Genomic DNA, 24,019 nt, shown 5'->3' on the forward strand with positions numbered 1-24,019 from the left:
TATTACAGGCTTAATAGGTTTTAAACAGAATTTTTATTTATTATATTATCCTGCCCTCAGGTATGGTCAAGCCGTATTTTATAATTATTTTAACTGCAAAATTGCCGAATCCCCTCATATTATTTCGGATTCGGCAATTTTCAACGGCAGCATTGCAGTTATTTGAACATGTCTGTTACTGTCTTCATTGCCGCCATCTCCTGATCACTGTATGTCTTCACATAAGGCAGCAGTTTGTTAAGCTGGTCTTTATAGGTCTTTATCGCACCTTCATAATCAATATCAGCATTCTCATCATCAGCCTGTCTTACTAAGTCATATGTGGTCTCGCCTACATAGCATACGGGAATCATTCTGTCAAGCGCCCAATACGCTTTGTTATCAGATAACTTTTCAGGATCATACTGAGCTATAATATCATCGCCGACTCTCTGGTCGAAAAGATAATAAGCATAATCTTTTTCTCCATTCAATGTCCATGCTATATCAAGAGCTCCGGATTCCTCATCTTCAGCATAAAGCTCCTCTTGCTCTAAAGCCGTTATCATTCCCTCCAGAGAAGAAATATTAGCATCAAGATTAGGATGTCCTGTATATACATCTACATCATCTGTTTTAGTACATTCTTCCTGTATGATTTTGAAAGCCTCCAGTGTTATTTTGTTGAGAGCTGCGCCTTCCTCTCTGAGCTCTTCTATGTCCTTATCAGATGCGTTCTCCTCTACGGCTTTCTCATATCTATCATTCAGATCTGCGATTTTATCATTATGATTTCCTGCCGCCTCTTTAAAATCTTTCAGAGAATCCATATATGCCGCTGTATCAACTCCGGCCTTGTTCGCTATCTCTTCATCAAAATTTTCCTCAAGATCACTGCATGCTGTCTGGATATCAAGCTCCAATGCCGGCATCTTATCAATATATATAGCGAAAGCCCCGTACCAGTTGAGATTTGTTTTCATGGTATCTTCATGCCATGTATCTTTATCATCTGAAGACGTATGATATCTCTGCTGCATGAATGTATCGTCTTCAAATCCGTTTATCAAATAAGGAACCCCATGCCATCTGTAAGACACACCATCCTCCATAACATTCACAGAACCTGCTTCCTCTGAAACTGTCACATCTCCCGAAGTCGCAACAAGACCTGATTCGCTTACCATCTTGTTTACCAATGTTCCAAACTCAGGCACACATGCTATATTAAGTTTGTTCTCCTCAACTTCAAATGCCGGCAGTTCACAGTTTAGAAGCGCCAATGTTTTTCCTGACCATCCCAGATCAGCTTCATGCATCATGCCCCATGCTCCGGTTGTATAATCGAACTGAGAATCTGTAACGCCCCATTCTTCTGCTCCGTGAGCCACTACTACAATATCGTTTTCAGGAGTATAATCAGAATCTATAAGCGCCTTTGCTACTGCAAAATCCAGAGCAACAGCAGCCGAATCATCCTGGAATCCATACCAATATTTATCATAATGGCCTGCAACAAGAATCTGTTGATCCGATGATTTTCCTTTTATCTTTCCCACAACATTATAAGTCGTTCCTGTTCCCTCTTCCATGACTGCATCAACCATCAATGTCGCGTTGCTGTTCCCATCTTTTATAGCCTTCTGTATATCTTCTGCCTGGTTAGGGCTTATTGCAACTACAGGCATAAGGTCAGCGCAGCAAACATCCTGTACATTTACAGTATCATCATTAAGCTCTCCGTATCCGCCGGTAGAATAAGTTACAATAGCAACCGCCCCGTTTACATAGGCCTGTCTTATATAATTATCTATCCATGCTTCATTCCACTGATCTACTCCGGCAAGCGCTATCTTTCCTGATACATCTTTACCTTCATAGTCAGCTTCAAAACCTGTTCCTACATCTACGATCTCCGCTGTTATCCCGTCGGCATCAGTACCGTTGCACTGATATGACGCAGGCATAAGATCTATATCAGTTCCCTCGATCGTCAGCTTTGAATCGTTGAACTGAAACTTGTCCACTGTAGTGGCAATTTTCTCTACATCTGTAAGCCCAATCTCTTTCATCTCTTTTTCAAGAAAATCAGCGGTCTTGTGTTCTGCATCAGAACCGGAAGTTCTCCATCCCAGTTCGTTGTCCCAGTATTCTTCATCATACGCCAGTGTTTCAGCCAGATCATATGCATACTCCATATCTATGCTGTCGATATAATTTTGTACATCAGCCTCTACAGACAAATCAGAGTCTACCTTATTGTCCGAGCCTCCACATGCCGTCATAGAAATAACCATTGTGAGTGAAGCTGCCAGACAAGTCAATCTCTTAAAGCCTCTTCTCATTATTTCACTCTCCCTTCAGTTAAATGAATTGAATTTTCTGATTAATCCAACTTTACATTAAATTAGCAAAAAAAGCAATGATCTACTGATATTTTGTTTTGTATACATTTATATCATCCCCTTCTCACTAAAAAAGAGGCTTTCCAAATATCCCGGAAAGCCTCAAGCCTCAAGCTTCAATATTTTATTACTTTAAAATTTCTGTCACCTTATTCATACCGGCAACTTCTTTTTCAACAAATCCTACAAGCGCCTCCTTCATCTTTTCAGCCGCTGCCTCATAACCTGCAACAGAAGCACTGTAATCAGCCGTACCTTCTCCATAAAGCTGAGTCATCACGTTCTGTGTTGCATCGTATGTATCGATGAGTCTCGCAGACTTTCCATATCCCCATGTATCTGTTACAACATCGCAGTTTACAGATTCCAAAAGCTTATCATAAGAATACTTGCTGTATCCGAATGCAGTAAATTCTGTTCCTCCTCCAAGGCTCGCTATTGAAGCTAATGTACTGTCATCACCCTCATCGGTGACCTCCCCGGATTTAAGATCAGAGATAACTTTGTCATATCCCTCCAAAGTTGCCTGCGCAGTCATATGAAGCGTCATGTTAGTATCTGATCCAATCATGCCCATTAGTTCGTCTTCCATAGCCCTGAAAGCTTTCAGAGTAATTTTATTGAGCTGTGTTCCTTTAGCTGTAATATCTGAAAGTTCATCAGCACTTGCTTCATTTTTATAAGCTTCCTGATATTCTGCGTTGATATCCTGAGCTTTCTTAAGCTGAGCTTCGCCTGCAAGCCTTAATTGCTCAAGATTCTCTTTGTACTGTTCTATGAGTCCCTGCTGATCTTCAGTCAGGTATGCTTCTGTCCCTTCAATCTGTTCGCTCAGCATATCACATCTTGATGTTATATCAAGCTCAAGAGCCGGATTTGTATCAAGATATTCTGCCATACCGCCATAAAAAGCAATATTATACTCCATGAGTTCAGAAGAATATGTACTCATATCATCATACACTGTATGATATCTGTCCATCATCCAGTTTTTGCTGCTGCTTACTTCTCCCTCTACAGGCTCATCAAAATCAGGACTGTTGATTATAGCCGGAACCCCGTTTCGCTGATATGAGATACAATCACTCATCCCCATATTATGATCATTGGAAACAGTTACACCATCTTTATAATATGAAGAATTAAGCATATCCTCTTCAATAAACCCGTCCACAGCTGTATTTAATTCAAAACTTGTCTGAACAGTTCCTTCTGTCTGTCCGGATTCTATTGCCGGCATTTCAAAATTGATTAGGGCAAGAGTCGTTCCCTGCCATTCAGGATGTTTTTTAGTTATCTGCTGCCATGAACCTATCGCCCAGTCATCTGCCGCTCCCGATAGGCCCCACTCTTCAGCTGCATGAGCTACAAAATAAATATCATTTTTAGGCTCATATCCCGAATCAATCATTGCCTTAGCTATTCCGGCCGTTAAAGCCACAGCTGTACAGTCATCATTAACCCCGCCATGATACTTATCATAATGACCGCTGATAATTATCTGCTGCCCTGTGTTCTCCGTTCCCGGGAGTTTTCCTACCACATTATAGGCTTCCGTATCCGGCATTACGTCACAAGTCAGTTTAAAGTCAACGTCACCGAGAGTATCAGTCTTTTCTTTTTCCATCATCCCAAGTATCTTGCCTGCATCTTTAGGGGAGATACTGCCGCACGGGATCAGATCTTCTGCACATATATCCTGGACATTAATAGTATCACACGCGTCCTCATTATCTATGAGGTCATACATTCCATATCCCTGCTGATCTTCTTCATACTGATATGTAACGATAGCTGCTGCGCCATGATAAAAAGCTTCCGTATACGGCTGGTCTATCCAGTTCTCCGTCCACTGATTCACTGCTGCCAGCACAATCTTGCCTTCTGCATCTATCCCTTCATACTCTTCCTGAGTACCTGTACCGACATTTACTATCTCCATGGAAGACCAGTCCTTATCTATTGCAATTTTTCGGTCGCCTGTCTCTGCCTGACTCATATCTCTGATAGATACCGGATTCGCTTCCCCTTTAGTATTATGACTTCCTGTAGCCTGATAGGAAACCATATCGTCTATCTTGATGTCCCCTACAGTCATATAACTTTCACCGGTCTGCCAGCCGTCAACAATAACTTCATCACGAGTCACATCAGAAAGACCTATCTTCTCAAACTCTTCCGCCAAATACTCTGATGCGGCAATCTCCGCCTCACTTCCTCCGCCTCTGTAATTGGTGTCCACATCGTTAAGCGCTTTATCATAAGCCAAGGTTTCTGTCATCTCCTTAGCATATCCTTCATCTACAGCTTTCTCAAGAGCTGCGATGTCATCAGATACCGCACTGTCAGAGCTGGCGCCACATCCTGTAAAAGACACCACGCTCAACACCACCAAGGTCGCAGTAACAGCGACCATGCCTTTTCCAAGCAATGTTTTTTTCATTATACACTCCTTCCGATTAAATTGAATTTTCAGATTAATCACAATTTAATCGTACAAAGAGTAAAAATCAATAGTCCACTATGGACTATTTTTCATTATCTATAAACATTATAAGGTCTGTTCTCGTTGAAATATCAAGTTTTTCAAATATATTATGCATATGGTTTTTCACAGTATATTTAGAAATACAAAGCTTCTGTGCAATCTCGGGATTAGTCATTTTATTGTAAGCCAACTCCATAACTTCACGCTCTCTTTCAGTTAGAAAATGTGTTTCAGCAATATAATCCAACCGTATATTTAGACAATCAGATTCATCATTAACATCCTCAGAAGCCTTAAACAAGGCAGAAAAATCTTCACTTAATATCAAAAGTATAGTCATTATGTTTATAATTAATATAAACAGTGATGTCGGATCAAAAACAGTTTGCATCATATATCCCAGATTCCCTGTAAGCATGGATATCACAAGAAACCCGTTCCACATTCCGTTAATGGTAAGCAGCGCCGAAATCCATATTATATAACGTCTGCATTTTTTCTGTATTATTTCAGGAAGAGTGAGTTTGAGATTAAAAAGATTCACCGTGGTAAGAATAATACTTATAGCTGCTTCAATAACAATAGCTCCCACACGCTCTATCTGCGTATCTGCGCTGTAATAATCACTCATAAGAAAGCCATATCCCGCTATAGCCAAAGCAGCACACACCACTATAAAAGCAAAAGACAGCTTTTCTGCCCGCATTGTCTTTTCACTGCCGGGCATACTCTTTTCTCTCAGATAAGCAGCCCAAAAATATACCTGCCCTATAAAAAGTCCAATGTCTGCAATTCTCAGAAATGCATTACTTCCATATCTGCCGTTCACAATCATATCGTAATCAAAATAAAAGTAAAGAAAATCTATCAATGCTGTGCAGACTGTAAAATTTCGTATAGCTCCAAGAAGAATCTTGTTTCCGGATGACCAATATTTTATCAGCAGCACTGCCAGAATAACTGCCAGTACTCCTGCAAAGCCGGCAAAGATATACATGAAAAAGAAGAAATCGTCAAACATTAAGAAAAAACTCCTCCCGTTATAACCAATAGGAAGTTATTATCATACAAAGGTCCTGCTATCACCGACTCTTTGAGATTTTCAACTATCGACTGGGCCATTCCCTCAGAAGCCAGTCCGGTGACAGGAATCAGCAGTGCCATAAAAATGAAAACCATAAGGAAACCCTCAAAAAAACCTACCATCAGCCCCATGAGCTTGTCCGTCGCACTTAAAATCGACGGATCCCTGCGCCTTGCTGCAGGCTTTATGAAAAATCTGACCAATAATTTTACAGCAAAGACAATCAGCAGAAAACTTATCACTGATATAACCACATTGGTAATCATCTCTGAGAAGATATCAACCGCCCCCGATGTGGCCGTTTTCAGCCCCCCGCTTATTATATCAGGAAGCCCCTCATGAATAGTGTCCGAAAAAGACATCGAACTTCTGATTTTCCCTGAAACCCCGTCAGATATCATATCTCCTGCAAAACCATCCCGCATGGCTCTCGATACAGGACCTGTAAGAAAAAACGCCGCAACTACAGCTCCTATCCAGCTGAAAGTACGCAGCAGCATATATATGAAACCTCTGAACAATCCCACTGACATCGGTACTATTAAAATTATTATTATTATAATGTCTAAAATCATAGCCTCTCCCCTCTTTTCATATATTACTAAAAAAACTATGAATAAACAAGGAGGACACAATGGATTTCACAAATATCACCAGAAAACCAATTATGCTGAAAGAGGAGAATAAACGATTCTCTTTTGATCAGGATAAAGAAATGCGAGGATATATCAAATTACAGACCGATGGAGATAAAGGCCTTATCGTTGTTACAGTAGATAATGTGAAGTTTTTCCCAAGAGGAGAATACTCATATAAACTCATTTTCACGGGTGTAAAAAAAGAAAAACGCCATTATCATATGATAGGCAACATATCACTATCAGCTTACGGCACGGGAGAAGGCAGCTTCCGTATAAATCTCAACGATCTGGACGGACAGGGCATGGCTCTTTGGGATTTCTCCACCGCTATTGTTGCGGCAATGTCCATGGTCAATTCCCGCGAAGCGCTCCACCCTGTCCTCAGCGGCGATCTTACGCTTTCAAAAGAAGAAACTTCCGCAAAAAACACCACACCTAAGGACTACAGCCCTTTTTACAATAAATTTGTTCTCGAAAACTGTATAGAGATCGCAAAAAAACAAGATAGTTTTGCCGACATAATTCCTTTCGATCAAGATATGACAAAGGCGACATGGAAAAAAATCACCGATTGCAGTCTTTTCCCTATGATATCTCCCGGATCAAACGCTCCCATGACAAAATACGGACACTTTCTGTACGGATGGCAGGATACCCATTACTTTCTCGGCATTCCCGGAAGATTCTTCCCGGAAGAACAGCCTGACGGAGGGAAATCCGGTTTCGTATTCTGGCAGCCTATACTTGGAATGGAAGCAGAAGCCCACGATGAAACTCTGTCTGTAGACGAACGAAGAAAGAAGATATATGGCTACTGGATTGCAGCCATAAACAGGTATAACGGTCACATAGAGGAACTCCCTATTTCCGCAGAAAACTCAAGTAAATAGTATCCTTTCATGTCCTCCCCATTGCCTTGCCCTAATAAAAAACAAACCAAAATATCCTTGATAGACAGGCCAAAATATGATACCATTGTAAGGTATATGAGAAAGTATATGCTTGAAGCTCTTGAGGAAGCAAAAAAAGCTGCCGATATGGGAGAAGTTCCCGTCGGTGCAGTAATAGTACGAGACGGTGAGATCATAGGCAGAGGTCACAACGAGACCGAAACAAGAAAGGATCCCACCGCACATGCAGAAATGGCAGCCATACGGCAGGCCGCCGAGCATTTACAGGGATGGCGTCTCATCGGTTGCACTATGTTCGTAACGGCAGAACCCTGCAGCATGTGTGCCGGAGCCATAGTATGGTCCCGAATCGAAAAACTTTACATAGGAACCATGGACCCAAAATCAGGCGCCTGCGGTTCAGTGTTCAATATTCCTCAGGAACGCAGACTCAATCATTTTACCGAAATAGAAACAGGTCTTATGCAGGAAGAATGCTCCGGCATAATGAAAGACTTTTTTAAACAATTAAGAAAAAGGAAAGCGGAGGAAAAACAGTAATGAAAAGAATAGGAGCTTTGATCTGCCTAATGATTATAACGATGGCTATGCTGGCCCCTGCAAGTTTTGCAGCAGGCGAGTCGGATACCGCCTCAGAAAAAGCAGGCTTTACCATCAAGTCATCGACTCCCGAAGACGGAGCCAAAGGTGTTTCTGTAGAGAATCTCAGTGTCAAGATCTATTTTAGCAAGGAAATGCTTCCCGAATCCAAAGACGTGAGAAAGGCCAACGCCAAGGAATTTAAACTTACAGACAAAAACGGCGACGCTATTCCTATCAAAGTTTATTACAGTCATAAAGAAGAAGGGCTTATGATGATAGTTTCGGATGTTATAGACTCAGATGTTACTATCGCCGGAAATACAAAGTATAAGCTTACTATAGGCGACGGCCTCCAGTCTACAGACGGCACCAGACTGGGAACCAAAGAAACCATTGAATTTAAAACGCTTGATCAATCCAAATCCACTACAGTATATACAATAATGATGGTAGTGATGATTGTCGGAATGATATTCTTTACCAGCAGAAGCGCAAAAAAAGCAGCCGAAAAAGAAAATGAACAGAAAAACAAAAAAGAAACCGTAAATCCATATAAAGAAGCCAAAAGAACAGGTAAATCTGTAGAAGAAATCGTGGAAAAAGACCAGAAGAAAAAGGCAAAACAAGCTGAAGCACTCGCTAAACAAAAAGCAAAAGAAGCCGAGCTTGATGCAGAATTTGAAGCTAAAGAAGCAAAAAAAGCAGCTAAAAGAAAAGCAGCTTCAACTAAAAAAGTTTCCGCGCCAAGGCCTATATCTGAAGCCGGAAGCCAATATAAAATAAAAGTTATTAAGGCTCAGGAACAAAAGGGCAAAAAGAGCGCCACAAATCCTAAAAACCAGACAGGAAAACAAAAGAATTCCAAAAACAAGAAAAAATAACATAAGAAAATAGGTGAGCCAAAAGCTCACCTATTTTTTCACACTGTTAAAAGGAGAGAATTTAATTGAAAAAAATACAGCTGAAATCCTTTGGAAAAATAAATCTTTCCCTGGATGTCCTCGGAATTATGAATAATGGATTCCACCAAGTGGAAATGGTAATGCAGCAAATACTGCTATGTGACGATATAATGATAAGATGGAAAGAATATTCATGCGATCATATGATTACTATAAGTGTGTCTACCAATAAATACTTTCTTCCTACAGATGATCGTAACCTCGCCTATAAAGCTGCCATGCTTATGTCTAAAAAATACGGAAACGGTCGTTCAGGCAAAATCATAATAGATATCAAAAAACGCATCCCAATATCTGCCGGCCTTGCCGGAGGCAGTAGCAATGCCGCCGCTGTTCTTCACGGAATAAACAAACTATGGGAACTGAAACTTTCCGTAAAAGAACTGTGCCTCATAGGAAATGAACTCGGTTCAGACGTTCCTTTCTGTATCATGGGACAAGCGGCGGCAAACAAAAATCTCCATCCTGACTTTACCGAGGATCCTCTTTCCTGCCACTGCGCTCTGGCAACAGGAACAGGAACTACCTTAAAACCTCTTAAAGGTCTTAAGAGTCACTTGGTTCTTTCAAAACCGGCATTGAGTGTATCTACAGCTAAAGTATATCAGGGTATAGATTCAGAATACATACCTCACCATCCCGACAATGATGAGATGATAAAAGGCCTCAGCACAGGAGCCATTGGGCTTGTCAAAAAAAATATGATCAATGTACTTGAAAACTTCACACTAAAGCATTATCCTATAGTCAAATATACAAAAAATCAAATGCAGAAATTCTGTGATACGGGATGTGTCCTTATGAGCGGAAGCGGACCTACAGTCTTTGGGCTGTGCAGAAATATGGAGCAAGCTAAAAAAGTCTGCCGTGAAATGCTCAGAGAAAATAAAGAAAGCTTTTGGACGCGCACTACATGGTAAAGAAATAATCTATTTAGGTGAACAATATGTTGAATTTTGATATCCAGAACCATAAACCTCTCAGGGAAATGGTCTACGAAGAATTAAAAATGCAGATCCTGACAGGCGCCATAGTCCCCGGGACCAGAATGATGGAAGTAGAGCTGGCCAACCAGATAGGTGTCAGCAGAACTCCTGTCAGAGAAGCCATTAGAAAGCTTGAAAAGGAGGGACTCGTAATAATAGAGCCTCGCAAAGGTGCTTACGCCTCCCAGATTTCAACAAAAGACATGGTAGAGATTTTGGAGGTAAGACAAAATATGGAAGGTCTTGCAGCCTATTTTGCAGCTTCAAGAATGCAGCCGTCTCAGCTTGAAGATCTGAAAAATATATCGGCAAAATACAATACCGCCGTTTCAGAAGGAAATATGGAAGACATGATCCAGTACGATACACGTTTCCATCGTATCATCGTGGAATCTTGCAACAATAAAATTCTTGTACAGATGATCGAACAGCTCCAGGAACTTGTACTCAGATTTAGATACATATATTACGATGATTTCAAAAGGGCTGAAAATATGCCGGAGGAACACAGAATAATACTTGAAGCCATTGAAAGCGGCGATGCCAATGCTGCACGCGAAGCCGCTGATATACATATCAACAGGCTTAAAGAACTCGTAATAAGCGAAAATGTACAGCCAAAACATATTGAATAATAAAAACCACTCTTATGTATAGAAAGTGTACATGATGAATCTTTGATTCCGTCATGTGCACTTTTTTTATGCAGAAAGCATATAATCAATTCTTTATGAATATTGTTTATGAGAAATACTTTTCAATAATAACAAGGAGGTCGCAATACATGAATATATCGCCTTATGATAATCTGCCCGTAGGCAATAAAGAACCGCAGCAGGAGGAAGCGCAGCAGCCCGAAAATTTACAGTATGTTGACGTACCGATAGAAGAACCGGCCGAAGATATCCCCCCTGAAAAACCCGAATCCGAAGAGAGTGCAAAACCCATAGCAGATATTGATGAAAACATCGAAATTATCCTGCCCGAAATTCCTCAGACACATACTATCGATGAAACACAGGCAGAATCACAGCAGGAGACCGTCTTAAAAGACGACTTTGAAACACAGCATCCTGCGGTTATTCCATCCCAACCTTCCGGAAAAGCCTCCGCAGAACCGGCCCCGATACAACGTGAGAGCCGGGATTTTACAAAGATCACGCCACTAACATCCTCATCTCAATATTCCAAACTTAAACTCAGAAATATGTGGGATGCGAAGGAATATGTACTGCCCTTTGAGGAAACTTTACTTGTGCCGGACACTATGCCGGACATGGGTTCCGTATTATTCGCAGAAGGCAATATAGCGCTTTCACAGCCCGGAAAAGCAAGCTATGAAAAATCCGATCCTGTTTCCGGAGAAATCATCGTATATACAGTTTACAAGCCTACTGACAGCGCTGACTCTCCGGTAGACGTGATAAAATCCTCTATTCCTTTCAAAACTGATAAATGTTGGGAAAACACAGAAGGCAGTACCTTCAAAATCTCTGTATCAATAAAGACTATTTCGGCTGAAATGCTCAACGAACGTAAATTTACCGTAAAAGGAAACATTTCTATACGTTTTATAGAGATTATCCAGAAAGATTTAATGCTTTTCAATGGCATAGGAGATAATGATCTAATACAAAAAAGCAGCTCATTAAACGCCTCCGATCTTATATTTGAAACTACTGAGACAACTGAAATCTCACAGGAGATAAATATACACGAGGAACAACCTTCTCCGGTCAAGATACTCAAGGAACACTTTAATATCATAGAAAACCACAAGCAGATCACATCAGGAAAACTCGTAATAAACGGCACCATACTTTCCGAAATATTATATCTGGGACAGGAGGACGGAGAAGAGAAATTGTGCAGTCTGAAAAACAAAACAGACTTTACTCAATTTATCATTATAGAAGAGAATATCGATACTGATCTAATACAAACATCTTTTAACAACGATGGTCTGAAAACAACCATAGAAAACCAGAATCAGTTTCTTCTCCAGGGAAAGATCTTGACAGTTATATGCGGATACGAGAATAAAAATATCCCTATAGTATCCGACGCCTACCATAAAAATCAGGATATAAAATTCGATATATCAAGTCAGCCTCTTTCTTCCATAGAAGGTACTGTTTCAGGAGAAGTCTCCGCCAGAGAAATTGTAAATATCGAAGAGACAGATAAAAAACCGGAAACCCTGCTCTGCGGTTCCGGAAGAATAACAGAGATAACAGGTAATTCCGAACGCGGACGTATAATAATAGAAGGAAATGTAGCAGTCAAGATTCTTGCCCTTGATGAAAACAAAGTTCCTTTCGTAATAGACAGCACTGTACCTCTGCGCGGATCTCTTGAAATGAGTGATGCCACAGAAGGTTTAAATATTAATGTATCCGCCGCTGTAAAAGAATTCTGGTTTGACTCTATCAACAGCCGCCAGTTAGAAATAAATATAGGAGTTTCTCTCGAAGTTTGGGCCATAGGGCAAAAAAACTTTACAACCCTCGAAAATCTTTGTTTTACTGAAACAAAGACCCCAAAAAAACGTGTATCTATGGCCATATATGTAGTAGGTGGCACAGATACCATGTGGGACATCGCAAAACGATACAAAACAGATATTGAAAGCTTGGTGCAACTTAACCAGCTGGACGCCGAAAAGCCACTGACTGAAGGTACAAAACTACTGATAATGAAATAAATTCCAAAAAATTTCTCCAGAATATGTATAATTCCTCCGCGTCCTGTAAAAACTTACGATACCAAGTAAAGTTTATACTTAAAGGAGGAATGGGAATTGAAAAAAATATCCGACGAAAAAAAATGTGTCATTTGTCTGACACTCGTAATAATAATGGGTCTTCTTCTGTTTTATACATATATCGGTGACGAGGGAAATCATCATGAAGGTATCATAAGACTGCATGTCATCGCCAACAGTAATACGGTGGCCGATCAGGCTCTGAAGCTAAAGGTACGCGATGCAGTCATCGAATATATGGAAAAACAAGATGATCTCCAGAATGTCGAAGACACAAGGGAGTATCTGCAAAACAATTTAGGAAGACTTGAAAAGATCACCGAAGGTATCATAGCATCAGAAGGCTATGATTATTCTTCAAACGCCAAACTTGGAATAAGGTATATACCCGAAAAAACATATGGAGATATAACCTTTCCCGCAGGAAATTATGAAGCACTCAATATAACGATAGGCAGTGGCGAGGGAGAAAACTGGTGGTGCGTACTGTTTCCGCCTCTATGCCTGCTCGATGAAGGAACTGATTCAACATCAGAGGATAAAATGACGGAAGATCAGAAACTCCAACTGCGATGGAAACTTATGGAGATACTGGATGAGGAACACCAATAATCCTCAGGCTTAAACCTCCTGACATTAAATGACATTAAACAAAAAACGCCATTGAAAAAAGCATATTTTCTAAGGCGTTTTTTGCTTCATTCAAATAACGATGTTAAACTTTTTTTCTTGAATTCCGTTCTCAGCACATTCTGAATCCTGCCGAATTCCCCGTGCATACAACAATCCGATTTATGATTCCTGCTGCATTCATATTCTTTTTTCATACATTCTATCACCAGAAACGTATTATCAAAAACATCAATGATATCACATAAAGTCAGCTCATCACAGTTTCTGCACAAGGAATACCCACCTTTGGGGCCTCTCTTTATAGACAGTATCCCTCCCTCTTCAAGCCGTTTCAATATCCTGTATATAAAAGGCGATGGTATATTTTTCATTTCAGAAAGCTCTTTAGCTGACATCGAGCCATTGTGATATAATCCATCTAAAATCGTTATGGCATATTCCACTTCTCTTATAATTAAAATATGCTTCACCTCCTATGGATCTTCAATAAAACTATTTTAGTATAGTATATGATAATGTACCATATATGTCAAGTATATATGCTTAGATATACCGAACCCTAATATATGACAAAATAAGATTTATATATAAAAAAGCTCCGCCTTGACGGCTTACGTCAGTGCGGAGCTCCTTAAAGTCAAATCTTATATGCTATTATTTGTTTTCCTTGATCTTTGTTTCAAGAGTGATTCCTAACTCAGCAGCATAATCGAAGTAAGTATCAACCTGATCTTCTGTCAACATATCTGATGAGATAAGACCAGTCTGATCAAACTTGTCATTTACAAACATCTTTGAGAAGAAGAATCCACCCTGACCAGTCAGGTACATTTCTGCTGTGATTCCTGCTCTTTCAAATGATTCAACAAGTCCAGGTGCGAATACGTGAGTTTCTACTAAAGTATCAGCTCCGTCTTTCTTACCGTATGCTTCGATTACCATACAACCTGAGTCTTTTACAAGACCTTCATCTATGATTTCTTTGATCTCTTCCTTATACTTAGGTGCCGGTGGAATATGAGTAAGAACATAATCAAACGGAACGATTTCGTTTCCTTTATAGTTCTCTGCCTCGTGGCTCAGCAGGCCTGCCTGATAAAGCGGCTTAGCGAAGTCCATACCAGCTCCTGCATACTTGAAGTAAGCATTCTTACATCCCTTAAAGTGTGTATCTGCATTGAAACCATAATGTAAAGGCTCATCATGTGAGTGCTCTAAGAATGTGATCTCTTCGTCCATGTAATCGTACTGTCTCTTTTCAGGAACACCGAATGCAGGTCTGTTAACGAAAGTGCCGTTTTCAAATGCCAGAGCTTCTTCACTCATGTCAGTGAGAGCTGTGATCGGTGACCACCAGAATGGCTGGAATCTCTTAGCGATAGCGCCTTCCCATACGATATTGTAGATAGTATCGCAAGTATCCAGTTCTCTTACAGCTCTTCTTGTAGCACAGCAGATAAGTCCAGGAGCTGAACCAGTACCTACGATTGCCAGCTTACCGATTTCCTTGAACTTAGGTCCATAAATTCTGTACTGAGCCTTTAAGCTGTCGATCCATTCTTTAGTAGCTTCTGAAGTAACGTTGTCAGCAAGACCGTCATTGTCTTTCTTGCCTTCTTCGCTGTTTCTCCATACATCATATAAATTGATAGTTGAAGCGTAGTCCTGATAGTTTGCCTTTACTTCCAGCGCTGCATCAAGAACGTTCTTTGTGCATTCGAGCGGAAGACCGTTCAGGATGAGGTCTACACCCTGAGCTGCAGCTACGATGCTGTCTTTATCGTGAGCGTCTACCTGAACTCCTCTTCCCTTTTTAATGGAGCTCACTACGTTCTCAACGGCTTTCATATCATAGTCCGCGCAAATTACTTCTTCAACATTTGGTTCTAAATCGAGTCTCTTTGCTGCTGCACTTCCCTGTGCGCCTACACCTAATACTAATACTTTTTTCATTGTTCACCTCGAAAAATATGTAATACTCATACAAAACATCTTTTACAGCCAAAATCCTGCATGATATTACGTTCTAAAAATAACTTCAAATATCTCGCGTTTCCTTTTGATAAAATTTGGCATTTTCCAAGCAAGCGTCCTCACCTGGCGTTCCACGCTCCCTTCGTTATTTCTGATATTTTTATCATACCTATACAATACCTTAAAATTCACCTTTTCGCAAGACTCTTATGAAATTTCAGCAAGATAATATTTTTATCATTACTTCTGCGAAATCAAAAAACGATCTTAAATCCTTTAATCTAAAGGCTTTAGATCGTTTTCAGTCTTTTTCGAAATTACAGATAAATGATTTTTAATCACACAAAATAATTATACAGTTATAACAATTGTCTATTAAATAGCTTCCACTATCAAGTCTCCTGTTTTTACTGTTCCAATGGCGTTTTCCCCTTCCTTTGCTATGTCCGAAGTTCTGTATCCGTCAGCAAGCACTTTCTTCACCGCAGACTCAACAGCATCAGCCTCATCGCTAAGACCGAAAGTATATCTGAGCATCATCGCAGAAGACAGAATAGTAGCCATAGGATTCGCCATATCTTTTCCTGCTATATCAGGAGCAGAGCCATGCACAGGTTCATACATGCCAAAATTCCCTGTAGCCAGACTAGCCGAAGGCAGCATACCTATAGAACCTGTTATCATACTTGCTTCATCAGAAAGAATATCTCCGAAGATATTGCTGGTTACGATAACATCAAACTGCTTGGGATTTCTCACCATCTGCATTGCAGCGTTGTCTATATAAAGGTTATTCAGCTCTACCTCAGGATATTTTTCGCCGACCTCTGCAACAACACGTCTCCACAGACGTGAGCTTTCCAGCACATTAGCCTTATCGACACTGGTAACTTTCTTATTTCTCTTCATAGCCATATCAAAAGCCACTTCTGCGATCCTGCGAACCTCTTCTTCGGCATATTGCTCCACATCATAAGCGGCAAGTCCCATATCGGTATCTTTAGTTCCTTTTTCCCCGAAATATATACCGCCGGTAAGTTCTCTTACCACCACTATATCAAGACCGCCTTCTACGATCTCGGCCTTAAGAGGGCACGCTTCAGCTAAATCTTCGAACAATAGAGCAGGTCTGAGATTCGCAAAAAGTCCAAGCTCTTTTCTCAGTCCCAAAAGAGCCATCTCCGGTCGTTCACTTCCGGGCAGAGTATCCCATTTCCACCCTCCTACAGCCCCCAGAAGTACCGCATCACTTGCTCTGCATGTATCTATCGTCTCCTGCGGCAAACACGTCCCCGAAGCATCAATAGCACACCCCCCTGCCAAAACCTCAGTATATTCAAATTTATGTCCGAATTTTTCCCCAACTTTATCTAAAACTCTAATGGTCTGCCCAATTACTTCCGGACCTATCCCATCACCCGGAACTATTGCTATCTTATAATTCATCATGTTCCTCCTTATGCTTTGAGACTGTTCATCAGTCCGCCTTTTGCCATAATATCTTTGATAAAATCGGGAAACGGCAGCGCCTGGTATGTCTCGCCTTTCGTCTCATTAGTAATAACACCTGTATCAAAATCCACTGTAACCTCGTCCCCGTTTTCTATCTTTTCACTTGCCTCAGGACACTCCAGAATAGGAAGTCCTATATTTATGGAATTTCTGTAAAATATCCTGGCAAATGTTTTAGCTATAACGCAGTCTATACCACTTGCTTTTATAGCAATAGGAGCATGCTCTCTGGAAGATCCGCAGCCAAAGTTTTCTCCTCCGACCATAATATCTCCCGCTTTCACTTTATTTACGAAATCAGCATCTATGTCCTCCATGCAATGGCTTGCCAGCTCTTTATGGTCAGCAGTGTTGAGATGTCTTGCCGGGATTATAACGTCTGTATCTACATTATCTCCATATTTATGAACTTTTCCTTGCGCTTTCATATTTTTTCCTCCTTTGATAACCTTAATTAAAAGTTACAATTCATCAGGTCCGCTTATTTTTCCCGTTACAGCTGATGCGGCTGCCACTGCAGGACTTGCCAGATAAACTTCTGATTTAACATGCCCCATTCTTCCTACAAAATTTCTGTTAGTAGTTGCGACACATCGCTCTCCTTCTGCCAGGATTCCCATATGTCCTCCGAGACATGGACCGCATGTAGGAGTAGAGACCACGCATCCTGCATCAATGAATATATCAAGATAACCATTTTTGATACATTCTTTATATATCTGCTGAGTTGCCGGTATAATTATAGCTCTTACATCATCATGAACTTTTCTTCCTTTTAGGATCTCTGCAGCCAAAGCCATATCTTCCAGCCTTCCGTTTGTACATGAACCTATGACTACCTGATTGATACCGATATCCCCTACCTCATCTATAGTTCTTGTGTTTTCAGGCAGATGAGGGAAAGATACAGTAGGCCGCAAAATCGAAAGATCTATGTCATATTCTTCTGCATATTCAGCATCATCATCAGGAGCATAGACTTTCCATTCACCCTTTACTCTGTCTTTCATATACTTCTCGGTGATTTCGTCAACCATAAATATCCCGTTTTTAGCTCCCGCCTCTATTGCCATATTGGCTATGCAAAGCCTGTCATCCATTGAAAGAGAAGCAAGACCTTCTCCCATGAATTCCATGGATCTGTAAAGAGCTCCATCCACACCTATCATGCCAATTATATGCAAAATGACATCTTTTCCCGTAACGTTTTCGGCAAGACTACCTTTAAGATTGAATTTTATGGCTTCAGGAACTTTGAACCACGCCTGACCCGTAGCCATTCCCGCAGCCATATCAGTGCTTCCCACACCTGTGGAAAAAGCACCCAATGCACCATATGTACATGTATGTGAGTCAGCCCCGATTATGCAGTCCCCGGCCTTTACAATACCCTGCTCCGGCAAAAGCGCATGCTCAATCCCCATTCTTCCCACATCATAAAAATGTTTTACATCAAACCTTCTGGCAAAAGTCCTGCACTGCATACACTGTTCAGCTGCCTTTATATCCTTGTTAGGGGTAAAGTGATCCATTACAAGAGAAATCTTCTCCCTGTCAAAGACACCGTCAAAGCCTGCCCTTTCAAATTCGTTCACCGCAACAGGTGTTGTTATATCATTTCCTAAAACCATATCAAGATCAGCCATAATAAGCTGTCCCGCAGATACGCTGCCAAGACCGGCATGAGCAGCCAGAATCTTTTGAGTCATTGTCATCCCCATATCATTTCCTCCTATTTATTTCCTGTAAACATAACCAAACTATTCTACAAAGTGATCTTTTTTATTCTGTCTGTTGAGAGCGCTTACCAAGGCATTTACCGATGCCAGTATTATATCTTCATGAGTTCCCACTCCCCAGAACACATCTCCGTTTTTATCTTCTATACATACATACGCTGCGGCCTTGGAACTGGACTCAGATGAAAGCGCATGCTCCGAATATGTTATGAATTTGTAATCAAATGTATAAGGCGACATTTTAAGAGCATTGCTTATAGCGTCCAGGCGTCCGTTTCCAACCGCCTCAAACTGATACACTTTGCCGGCTATCCGTACCTTTATATCTGCTATCATACCATCGTTGGCTTTAAAATCCGAAGCCTTTCTGAATGCCGCATCAGTGATATCTATAGGATCGAAAACATTCACATATTCTCTGGCAAAAGCCTGATACACTTCCACAGGCGTAAGCTCCTTATGTTCTTTATCAGAAATATCCTTCACCATATATCCGATTTCTTCTCTCATCTGCTGAGGAATCATATATCCGAAATTATTCTCCAGAATATACGCAACGCCGCCTTTTCCTGACTGACTGTTGATACGAATAACATCAGCTTCATATTCTCTGCCCACATCCTGCGGATCAAGCGGCAAATACGGAACAGACCATGTCTTGAGATCCTTCTCTTTATGCCATCTCATTCCCTTGGCAATAGCATCCTGATGTGAACCCGAGAATGCGGCGAATACCAACTGTCCGCCGTAAGGCTGTCTCGGATGAACTTTCATATCCGTATATTTCTCATATGTCTCGACAACTTCAGGCATATTGGAAAAATCAAGCTGAGGATCGACACCGTGACAGAACATATTCATCGCCAGCGTCACAACGTCTACATTCCCTGTTCTCTCTCCATTGCCGAAAAGCGTCCCCTCTATCCTATCGCCTCCTGCAAGAAGCCCCAGTTCGGCATCAGCTACTGCAGTTCCTCTGTCATTATGAGGATGAAGAGAAACTATAACATTCTCCCTGTTATGAAGATTAGCACACATATACTCTATCTGAGAAGCATATACGTGAGGCATAGACATCTCCACCGTTCCCGGCAGATTAATGATGACTTTATTATCAGCTGTCGGCTCCCATATATCTATGACTGCATTACAGATATCCGCCGCAAAATCCACTTCCGTACCGGTAAAACTCTCCGGTGAATATTCAAAAGAAAATTCCGTCTCCGGATTCTGAGCCGCATATTCTTTCATGAGAGCAGCTCCATCGGTGGCGATCTTTATGATTTCAGGTTTTTCTTTCTTAAACACCTGTTCTCTCTGAGCCAATGATGTGGAATTGTAAAGATGTACTATAGCCTTTTTCACACCTTTCAGCGATTCAAAAGTCTTCTTTATTATGTGCTTTCTCGACTGAGTCAACACTTGAACCGTAACATCATCCGGAATCAAATTTTCATCTACCAATTTTCTCAAAAACTGATATTCTGTCTTTGATGCTGCCGGGAACCCAACCTCAATCTGTTTAAATCCTATCTTGACCAAATATTTAAAGAATTCCACCTTTTCTTCCAGACTCATAGGCACTATAAGAGCCTGATTCCCGTCTCTAAGGTCTACACTGCACCATATAGGGGCCTTTTCAACATGATCTTTTTTCACCCATTCGTTGTGAGGTTTATCAGGAGGAAAATACCCCACCTTATATTTATTGTAGTTTTTCATAATTCTTTCCTTTCTTCAACTGTATGATAGTACAATTCCAAACAAAGTCGGCCGCGCCAACTCTTTTAGCGGCCAGACATCGCCACATCTTATCAGTATCGCAGGCGATACTTCCCGATGTGATAAAAAAAGCCTTCATCTCAAATATAAGAGACGAAGGCATAAGCTTCCGCGGTACCACTCTTATTGGCATGCTGTTTCGGCTTCCGCCGTTTCAGAACTGTTAAAAAATCATAAATTCAGCATCTTCTGAAAAATCACATACCCACTTAAGGTTTGACACTCCCGGCCGAGACATCTGAATCCATATACAGTCTTGCACCATCCGACTGCTCGCTGAAATATTTTCATCAAATTTATTCCGTTCATCGCGTCTGTATTTACATGTATGGTACTAATATATAATAATGTAAAGTCTTTGTCAACAGAAAAAATCATTACCGCCGGCATAATCGTTAATTCGTTGTTCCTCACTTCGTTCGAAACCCCAGCTAAAGCCACTATAAAGCAAAATCTATGCAGATGATTCCGAGGAACATCTGCATAGATTTTATAGGGTAAGTCTATATTTCTTTTATCTTTGTTTCCATTATTATATCCAGCTCTTTTGCATACTCAAAATACTTATCCACCTTGTCAAGAGGCAGCATATCCGATGAAATAAGACCTGTCATATCAAAGTCATCATTTACAAACATCTTTGAAAACAGATATCCACCCTGACCCGTAAGATACATTTCTCCTGTCATTCCTGCTTTTTCAAAGGCTTCGGCAAGCCCCGGCGAGAACACGTGGTTTTCAACGAGAATATCCTTACCGTCTTTCTTTCCGTATGCTTCTATAACCATACAGCCGTCATCGCAGACGATTCCTTCATCTATTATCTCCTGAATTTCATGTCTGAATTTAGGCGGTTTTGGAATATGATTTATTATCACATCAAACGGCTCCACCATGCTGCCCTTGATGTCTTCCTTTTCATGTCCGAGAAGACCCGCTCTATACAGAGGTCTGGCAAAGTCCATACCAACTCCGGCATACTTAAAGTAAGCATTTTTACAGCCCTTGAAATATTTTTCCGCATTAAGTCCATACTGTACCGGTTCATCATGGCAGTGATTCTGGAATGTTACAGGCTTATCCATATAATCGTACTGTCTCACGATAGGATCTGCAAACGGCTCTTTTACAAAAATTTCACCGTTTTCATATGTATACGCAGGCTCCATCATATCCTGGAGAGCTGTTTCCGGCGACCACCAGAAGGGCTGAAATCTTTCAGCTTCAACACCTTCCCATACTATGTTGTAGATAGTCTCGCATGAGTCCAGATGCTTCATTGCGGCTCTTGTAGCACAGCAGATAAGTCCCGGAGCAGAGCCTGTTCCTATGATAGCAAGTTTTCCTATTTCCTTGAACTTAGGTCCGTACACTTCAAACTGGTATTTCATACCTCTTATCCATCCGAGATTTACATCTTCATCAAAAGCAGTGGAGGAGGAAAAATCCTGATAATTTGCTTTTACCGCCAGCGCTGCGTCCAGCACATTTTTACCGAATTCAAGGGGCAGTGCATTCACAATAAGATCCGCACCCTGCGCGCATTCTATAAGACTGTTGACATCATATGCATCACATTGCGCACCTTTTGCCTTTTTCAAGCCGCTTACAAGCTCATCAACCGCTGCTTTATTATAGTCGGCGCAGATGATTTCTCCAACCGTCGACTCTTCATCAAGTCTTCTTGCCACTGTCGTTCCCTGTGCCCCGGTTCCTATTATTACTACTTTTTTCATTATGCTACCTTCTCTTTCATTGAATTATCTGCTTATATGGTAGCCGAAAAAAATATCAGCTTCAATCGACGTATTTTCTATCTTTGCCAATAGAATAGGCAGGGACTCAATTTCTGTATCTTATAGAAACTATGCCCCTGCCAATCTTACGTTTTTATTTCGTTATCTTGTCAATTTTTATGAAAATCTTAATGCCATCCTTATATTTTTAGAGCTTACCATGTGTGAGATGCGATTCATCAGTTTTCTTACATTTACCGCATCGGCGAAATCATCAAAGCATACAACAAATCTACATCTTGGCAGAAAATCCGCAGCGTCACTTTCATTCAATGCGTGTACAAAATACTCCAAAACGCTTTCCCATTCATCTACGGAATGTTCAGGAAAATATATTTCTATATAAAGCAGCAGCGACATTTTCTTTGCACCCTTAACAACCATTTCCACAAACTCCATGTCCATATTAATGTTGCCACCGTCTATATCTACCACAGCCCTGTCAAAAAGAGGGAGATATATCTCTTTTAATCCTGCCTCCAGATGGTTTTCCTTTATCATCTCCTGTTTTATCTTACTGCCGGAATATTTTCCTATCTGCAGCTCATACTTTTGCCGCCAGTTTTCTTTCTTCTCCGAATCCTGCATAAAGCTGGCTTTGTTTTCATCCATGTTGGCATATATCAGTGTCCGTCCGAATTTTGAAAGAATTTCGGCTTCGCTATATTCTTTTACAGACGTTCCTTCGGCTTTATATTTTTCATATTCCTTCTTGTGCTGGGATGGTGTTTTTTCATACCATTTTTTAAAGCCTTTGTAAATATATTTTGAATCAGAAAAGCCGCAATTAAATGAAATCTCATTAATGCTTTTATTGCTGGTCAGCATCATCTTCTCTGCCCGCTCGCTTCTTACAGATGTAATATAATCTGTAAGGTTCATGTTGGTAAGATTCTTCCAGAACTGAGAAATATAATTTCTTCCTACGAACTCTTTCTGCGCCAGGTCATTAAGATCCAGTTTCTCTCCGTACTTTGTATCTATGAGCTTTACTATCCTGTAATACCTTTGCAACTGACTGTTCGGAATCTCCTTTCCGTTATGATAATGAGCAAAATCGTATTTATTTATGAAAATATCCATCAGCTGCTTCGCAAAACCATCTATTTTCTTTGGATCACTGTCATCTTTAGCTGCCTCCAGGACGATATCAATAATGAGATTTCTCACTTCCGGCGAGCATTTCTCCTGAAGGCTGTTTGCATTAAAGCTTTCACAGGCAAAATATATATACTGAACATACTCACATTGCTTCTCAAAATGCGATAGGTTCAGATACAGAGAAAGAACCAGATTCTCACCCCTTCCTTTTATATAATGAATATCGCCTTTGTTTATCACAGTGAAATCATTTTTTTCCAAATGAAATTTATCATAAGTGGACAATATGTTTATATCGCCCTTAAGCACAAACAGCAGTTCTATACAATCCTCATGATAATGGGGCTCATACCTGTCTATATTATATACTCTTACAGCCACAGACGTACCGGGTATATAGTTTACATTCTCTTTTTCTATCATAAATTTTACCACTACACTTCTCTTAAGAAATCATCCTGTGCTTTCATTATATAACTTTCTTTTGCTTTTACAAATAGAGATTTTTCGTATTCTGTTTTTAACTTCCTCAAATCTCATGGCATAAATCATTTTTACGATCAAAACAAAAAAAATAGATTTTTTGTTTTTAAAAACTATGTTTTTATATTTTCTTTGTATTTTTATAACAATTTCTACAAAAAACATGTTGATTTTATTTCTAAACCATATATAATAAG

The 24,019-nt window shown here is 40.5% G+C and carries 20 protein-coding genes; 7 read left to right on the forward strand and 13 right to left on the reverse strand.

Annotated elements, in window-relative coordinates; translation table 11 throughout:
- Positions 1-158 precede the first annotated feature (158 nt).
- From H8692_RS03305 to H8692_RS03320, 4 genes are all read right to left on the reverse strand, one after another.
- Complete coding sequence (locus H8692_RS03305; protein ID WP_177270861.1) at positions 159-2,324, reverse strand: M28 family peptidase; 2,166 nt, start codon at positions 2,322-2,324, stop codon at positions 159-161.
- Between the two features lie 187 nt (positions 2,325-2,511).
- On the reverse strand, positions 2,512-4,827 hold the full coding sequence (locus H8692_RS03310) for a M28 family metallopeptidase (RefSeq protein WP_177270862.1): 2,316 nt from the start codon (positions 4,825-4,827) through the stop codon (positions 2,512-2,514).
- 85 nt (positions 4,828-4,912) lie between these two features.
- On the reverse strand, positions 4,913-5,893 hold the full coding sequence (locus H8692_RS03315) for a helix-turn-helix domain-containing protein (RefSeq protein WP_177270863.1): 981 nt from the start codon (positions 5,891-5,893) through the stop codon (positions 4,913-4,915).
- Positions 5,893-6,531, reverse strand: coding sequence for a CvpA family protein (locus H8692_RS03320; protein WP_177270864.1), 639 nt, complete (start codon positions 6,529-6,531; stop codon positions 5,893-5,895). The genes H8692_RS03315 and H8692_RS03320 overlap by 1 nt, the downstream gene beginning before the upstream one ends.
- A gap of 59 nt (positions 6,532-6,590) precedes the next feature.
- On the opposite strand from H8692_RS03320, the gene H8692_RS03325 reads away from it, so the two are divergent.
- From H8692_RS03325 to spoIIR, 7 genes are all read left to right on the forward strand, one after another.
- The gene (locus H8692_RS03325; protein WP_177270865.1) at positions 6,591-7,487 is read left to right on the forward strand and encodes a hypothetical protein; all 897 of its coding nucleotides are present in this window, start codon (positions 6,591-6,593) and stop codon (positions 7,485-7,487) included.
- Positions 7,488-7,583: 96 nt separating this feature from the next.
- Complete coding sequence (tadA, locus tag H8692_RS03330; RefSeq protein WP_243206882.1) at positions 7,584-8,048, forward strand: tRNA adenosine(34) deaminase TadA; 465 nt, start codon at positions 7,584-7,586, stop codon at positions 8,046-8,048.
- Positions 8,048-8,971, forward strand: a complete 924-nt coding sequence (locus H8692_RS03335; protein WP_187524985.1) for an Ig-like domain-containing protein — start codon at positions 8,048-8,050, stop codon at positions 8,969-8,971. Before tadA ends, H8692_RS03335 begins: the two co-directional genes overlap by 1 nt.
- 65 nt (positions 8,972-9,036) lie before the next feature.
- Positions 9,037-9,972 carry a 4-(cytidine 5'-diphospho)-2-C-methyl-D-erythritol kinase gene (ispE, locus tag H8692_RS03340; RefSeq protein WP_177270868.1) on the forward strand — a complete coding sequence of 312 codons (936 nt, stop codon included), beginning with the start codon at positions 9,037-9,039 and terminating at the stop codon, positions 9,970-9,972.
- Between the two features lie 26 nt (positions 9,973-9,998).
- The gene (locus H8692_RS03345) at positions 9,999-10,673 is read left to right on the forward strand and encodes a GntR family transcriptional regulator (RefSeq protein ID WP_177270869.1); all 675 of its coding nucleotides are present in this window, start codon (positions 9,999-10,001) and stop codon (positions 10,671-10,673) included.
- A 149-nt stretch (positions 10,674-10,822) separates the two neighbouring features.
- A complete protein-coding gene (locus tag H8692_RS03350) occupies positions 10,823-12,742 on the forward strand; it encodes a LysM peptidoglycan-binding domain-containing protein (protein ID WP_187524986.1) in 1,920 nt (639 codons plus the stop codon).
- A 96-nt stretch (positions 12,743-12,838) separates the two neighbouring features.
- Entirely contained in the window at positions 12,839-13,414 is a 576-nt protein-coding gene (gene spoIIR / locus H8692_RS03355) for a stage II sporulation protein R (RefSeq protein WP_187524987.1), read from the forward strand.
- A gap of 86 nt (positions 13,415-13,500) precedes the next feature.
- Here spoIIR and H8692_RS03360 read toward each other — a convergent pair whose 3' ends face one another.
- The 9 genes from H8692_RS03360 to H8692_RS03400 all read right to left on the reverse strand — a co-directional run bounded on the left by H8692_RS03360 (position 13,501) and on the right by H8692_RS03400 (position 23,774).
- The gene (locus H8692_RS03360) at positions 13,501-13,878 is read right to left on the reverse strand and encodes an Rrf2 family transcriptional regulator (protein ID WP_187524988.1); all 378 of its coding nucleotides are present in this window, start codon (positions 13,876-13,878) and stop codon (positions 13,501-13,503) included.
- Positions 13,879-14,089: 211 nt separating this feature from the next.
- Positions 14,090-15,388 (reverse strand): saccharopine dehydrogenase family protein, encoded by a 1,299-nt coding sequence (locus H8692_RS03365; RefSeq protein ID WP_187524989.1) that lies wholly within the window; start codon positions 15,386-15,388, stop codon positions 14,090-14,092.
- A gap of 396 nt (positions 15,389-15,784) precedes the next feature.
- Positions 15,785-16,858, reverse strand: a complete 1,074-nt coding sequence (gene leuB / locus H8692_RS03370) for a 3-isopropylmalate dehydrogenase (RefSeq protein WP_187524990.1) — start codon at positions 16,856-16,858, stop codon at positions 15,785-15,787.
- Between the two features lie 8 nt (positions 16,859-16,866).
- Positions 16,867-17,349, reverse strand: a complete 483-nt coding sequence (gene leuD, locus H8692_RS03375) for a 3-isopropylmalate dehydratase small subunit (protein ID WP_177270875.1) — start codon at positions 17,347-17,349, stop codon at positions 16,867-16,869.
- Positions 17,350-17,382: 33 nt separating this feature from the next.
- On the reverse strand, positions 17,383-18,642 hold the full coding sequence (gene leuC / locus H8692_RS03380; protein WP_177270876.1) for a 3-isopropylmalate dehydratase large subunit: 1,260 nt from the start codon (positions 18,640-18,642) through the stop codon (positions 17,383-17,385).
- A gap of 39 nt (positions 18,643-18,681) precedes the next feature.
- Entirely contained in the window at positions 18,682-20,382 is a 1,701-nt protein-coding gene (locus H8692_RS03385; RefSeq protein WP_177270877.1) for a 2-isopropylmalate synthase, read from the reverse strand.
- Entirely contained in the window at positions 20,366-20,575 is a 210-nt protein-coding gene (locus tag H8692_RS03390) for a hypothetical protein (RefSeq protein ID WP_177270878.1), read from the reverse strand. The genes H8692_RS03385 and H8692_RS03390 overlap by 17 nt, the downstream gene beginning before the upstream one ends.
- Before the next feature lie 370 nt (positions 20,576-20,945).
- On the reverse strand, positions 20,946-22,178 hold the full coding sequence (locus H8692_RS03395) for a saccharopine dehydrogenase family protein (protein WP_177270879.1): 1,233 nt from the start codon (positions 22,176-22,178) through the stop codon (positions 20,946-20,948).
- A gap of 177 nt (positions 22,179-22,355) precedes the next feature.
- Positions 22,356-23,774: a helix-turn-helix domain-containing protein gene (locus tag H8692_RS03400; RefSeq protein WP_177270880.1), complete on the reverse strand. Its 1,419-nt coding sequence runs from the start codon at positions 23,772-23,774 to the stop codon at positions 22,356-22,358.
- Positions 23,775-24,019 lie beyond the last annotated feature (245 nt).

The sequence above is a fragment of the Lentihominibacter hominis genome (assembly GCF_014385065.1).
GTDB classification, from domain to species: Bacteria; Bacillota; Clostridia; order Peptostreptococcales; family Anaerovoracaceae; genus Lentihominibacter; species Lentihominibacter hominis.